Raw genomic sequence first — 2673 nt, 5'->3', positions numbered from 1 at the left:
GGCAATTTCCATTTTATAGGGATACCAAGCAATTTTCCGCACTTTTGGATTATCGTAAAGATCGATTTTCCCTTCAGTGGCCTGCCAGATGCATTCTCTCAGTTGAACAAACCGCCCAAAACCGTAATTGAAATAGCCTATTCCTTCGGAACAATATCCGTCATCTCCAAAACCGACAAGTCCATTTTGCGAATAGTACTCACCGATGTAGGTGAAGACCGCGCGTTCATGTTTATCTTCAATCAACGTGAGAGCCGCTCCTACCACACCAGCCAAACAGACGTGATTGTAGTTATTTGTCATCAGAAGGAACCGATTCTCCCGGTTGTTGTCTTGTCTTTTAATTTTGTTCAACACAGGATAAAACGCCCGTTTGTATACTTCTGCGATTACCTCCTTACGCAAGGCAGGATCCAATTGATGACCCAACAGGTAAAGCGTCTGCGAAATGGTATGTGCGTACAAAGCCGTTGTCAACTCTACGGAGTATTCAATACCGTTGTAGTTTTTGAACTCGTAATCATTCCGGGGTGAAACCCAGGATTTCTGGTTGATGAGGTCCCTCAACCCCTCTTCAATCACCTTTATGTAACGCCCTTTATTCTCAAGACATTCGGCCCAGGTAACCTGCGCTAATCCTTTTGCCCGGTTGCGCATCATATTCAGTCCACGCGCTGACGACGGTGCAGTTCCGTTCGAAAGGGAGAAGTAGTCCTCCTCATTAAACGGTGGAAAAACGAAATTATCCATGCTTTTCAGGAAGTTGTCGTATGCGCCCGACTGCATCAACTGATCCCACGCCTCACGTTGATGTGCCGGCTGTCCAAATCCTGCCGGCTTATCTGCCAGCAGAGGAATGATTTCTGCCACTCTTTTCTCATCGATCGGCCTCAAAGGTACGGGACTATTCTGGGAATACCCTACGGCAGTAGCTACCCAAAAAAGGGATACGACAATCTTCATTGTCAGTAGTGCGCAATTACGGACAGGTGCTTTCTCCATCGTTTTTGAATAAATGTACTGCAAAATTAGACCGCTGTTTGATGAATTATTTCTTAATATGATTTTCTATAAGCCAGGATATTTGCGGAGGAACTGCTGTTCCTAAAGCCAGAGAGCCGGCTTACGCGAAAAAAATTCCGCGTTCAGGCATAAGTAATGCCCGCTGTGCGGGACATTACTTGTAATTATCCGGATTTTCGTCCTGCCATTCGTTGACCCCGTCTCTGATCCGGTTGCGAAACGTCAGTGTATCGGTTGCATGGGAAGTTGTACCGTCCCCATTATCGTACTTATATTTCAGGTAAATCTTCCTGTCCTGAAGCAATTTTGCCCTGTTGAATTTGCTTTCGCCGTCAGGCAATACTTCAACCGTTGAACCGTCTGCTTTGCCCACGATAATATTATCGCCGTTCAATGTAATTTCAAATGAACCCGATTGATCGCTGATTCTGTTGGTGATCAATGTATGCGGAGCTACTGTCTGCAACTTCATCACCTTGGTCTCGGGCGAAGGAACGGTCGTGTAATATTTAATTGTTTCGACGATGTTTCCGGAAGCGTCTTTAACCTCAGTTACCCCCCCGTGCCAGTAATTTCCAAACAACATGTTTTCATAACGAAGTCCAATAACGGAGTACCTTTTGTCATTCAAAACCGTGTCGACCTGCGCATCGGTAATGTAAAAGGGAATCGCGTACTGGGCGATCAACGTTTTTGGATCTGACAGGAATTTGACAGAATCGGCTTTAATGGTAATCACCCCTTTGTGATCTCCTTTTTTTATAATCATCTTACCGGTATTGCTTAACGTGTAGTAGGCCGCAGGTAACGGATGCAATCCCGAGTCCAAATTCACATAATTCTTGATATGGTCGACTCCTCCCGCCATCCTGGCGAGAAGTTCCTCGGTAAGCAATCCGTTGTCCAACATAAAATTGACCTCACGATCAATGTTGTTTTCCCGGATTCCACCCAAGGCTACACCTACATTTATCTGCATCCCCTCACCAACCACAAAGGTTCGCACGTTTGTCTGTTGCGTGAAATAGACAGTATTGTAATCAAAGTCTTTGATATAGTCTTCATAACAAGATGTCAACGAAGCTAAAGTGACAATAACGAGCAGCGTATATATTTTTTTCATTATCAAAAAATTTACATTTAGTTAATTATTTCCAGCTATCCCAACCTTCATTCTGAATCAAATTTCCCATACGTAACATCTCCCGGTAGGGAATGGGAAGATAAGCCGATTTATAAATGCGTGATTCCACCACCTGAGGGGTATACTGGAATACGTTTTCGCTTTCGCGTGTGATTTTCATCATGTGTACAGGCTTGTTCAACTCTTCAAGAGAGGTTGACCAGCGGCGCATATCAAAAAAGCGCATCCCCTCAAAACAGGTCTCCAATCGACGTTCATTCTTGACAAATTCGTTGAAAACTTCTTTCCCTGCAGCTGCCACTTCATCCAGGTAGGGATCTGTCACAAATCCGTTGTTATTATCGTAAGTCTTTCTGGCCCTTAGATAAGAGATGGCTTCCTTGGCCGACAATCCATATTTTGAAGCATCTGTCGGACCTGCCACTTGATTCGCAGCTTCAGCAAAAGCCAGGCACATGTGTGCCCAACGAATAAAAAACTTGGAATGGGGTTGCCTGTTCAGGCTG

At 44.7% G+C, this 2673-nt stretch carries 2 protein-coding genes and 1 pseudogene; all 3 read right to left on the bottom strand.

Annotated elements, in window-relative coordinates; all coding sequences use genetic code 11:
* A pseudogene (locus tag Q0502_RS09030) lies at window positions 1-1002 on the bottom strand (hypothetical protein); the annotation flags it as partial.
* 175 nt (window positions 1003-1177) lie between these two features.
* Complete coding sequence (locus Q0502_RS09025; protein WP_298649810.1) at window positions 1178-2146, bottom strand: DUF1735 domain-containing protein; 969 nt, start codon at window positions 2144-2146, stop codon at window positions 1178-1180.
* Window positions 2147-2171: 25 nt separating this feature from the next.
* Window positions 2172-2673: RagB/SusD family nutrient uptake outer membrane protein (locus Q0502_RS09020; RefSeq protein ID WP_298649808.1), on the bottom strand; the 502-nt coding region annotated here is incomplete at its 5' end.

It is taken from the genome of uncultured Proteiniphilum sp. (genome assembly GCF_937873925.1).
In the GTDB taxonomy this organism is placed as follows: domain Bacteria; phylum Bacteroidota; class Bacteroidia; order Bacteroidales; family Dysgonomonadaceae; genus Proteiniphilum.
Note: the sequence above shows the minus strand (reverse complement) of the source record. Positions and strands in the feature narration are given on the sequence as shown.

Excerpts from the sequence above, each read along its gene's own strand:
- Q0502_RS09025 (WP_298649810.1), bottom strand. The coding sequence starts at position 2,146 with ATGAAAAAAATATATACGCTGCTCGTTATTGTCACTTTAGCTTCGTTG.